Source organism: Rhodoferax sp. ZS1R8 (assembly GCF_056521325.1).
This window is the reverse complement of sequence record NZ_JBWMBA010000183.1, coordinates 1-1,069: the sequence shown is the minus strand read 5'-3', so window position 1 is coordinate 1,069 and position 1,069 is coordinate 1. Positions and strand designations below refer to the sequence as shown.

The 1,069-nt window shown below is 56.2% G+C and carries 2 protein-coding genes and 1 pseudogene; all 3 read left to right on the top strand.

Annotated elements, in window-relative coordinates; all coding sequences use genetic code 11:
• A pseudogene (locus tag AC097P_RS24845) lies at positions 1 to 312 on the top strand (hypothetical protein); the annotation flags it as partial.
• Between the two features lie 18 nt (positions 313 to 330).
• Positions 331 to 624 (top strand): DUF2933 domain-containing protein, encoded by a 294-nt coding sequence (locus tag AC097P_RS24840; protein ID WP_479613082.1) that lies wholly within the window; start codon positions 331 to 333, stop codon positions 622 to 624.
• Positions 621 to 1,069 (top strand): methyltransferase family protein (locus AC097P_RS24835; protein WP_479613081.1); only part of this gene is annotated, 449 nt, incomplete at its 3' end. The genes AC097P_RS24840 and AC097P_RS24835, both read left to right, overlap by 4 nt.

Below are 1,069 nucleotides of genomic sequence, written 5' to 3'. Positions count from 1 at the left end.
AATGGCATGGACGGCAGCATGAAGACCATGCAAGATATGCACGAAAAAATGATGGCCGCCAAGACACCCGAAGATCGCAAGGCGCTGATGGGCGAGCACATGAAGGCGATGCAGGATGGCATGGCCATGATGGGCCAGATGCAAGGCAAGTCTGGCATGTCTGGCATGTCTGGCATGTCTGGCATGTCTGGCATGGAAGGTAAATCCATGGACATGGCTAGCCACCACCAGATGATGGAAAAGCGCATGGACATGATGGCGTCCATGATGCAAATGATGATGGACCGCATGCCGGAAAACATCAGCAAATAGAGAGAAGGAGTAGTCACCATGCACCACGATCCTGCCAACCACGAAACGCCTCCCAGCTTCTGGCGCTCGCGCTATGCCATCGGCTTGGTCGTGATCGGCGCGGTGGCTGCCTATTTTCTATTGACCGAGCATTTGGCCCACGTGGTCGGTGCCTTGCCATTCTTGTTGCTCTTGGCCTGCCCCCTGATGCATGTGTTCATGCACCATGGCCACCATGGACGCGCTGACGAACCACCGCAACACCGCGCACCCAAGAAGGACGACCCATCAGGAGTCACGACCAAACTGCCTATGGGCTTGGGAGCCTGGTGATCCTGAACTCGGCCATCTTCATCATGTTTGCCTACAGTTTCTTCAAACCCGCCAGCACGCGGGACTGGCGAACCTTTGGCGCATTTGCGGCTTTCGTCGTGGCCTTGTTTGTAGAAATGTATGGCTTTCCGTTGACCATCTACTTGATGTCGGGTTGGTTGCAAACCAAATACCCGGCCCTTGACGTTCTAAGCCACAACTCGGGCCACCTGTGGTCCACGCTGCTGGGTGGAAAAGGCGATCCGCACTTTGGCGTTTTGCACATCGCCAGCTACATCTTCCTGGGCTTTGGCTTCATGCTGCTTTCCAACGCTTGGAACATGCTCCACCACGCGCAACGCCGCCATGCGCTGGCCGTGGACGGACCCTACGCCCGGATTCGCCATCCGCAGTACGTGGCCTTTGTGATGATCCTGTTGGGTTTCTTGCTGCAATGGCCCACAGT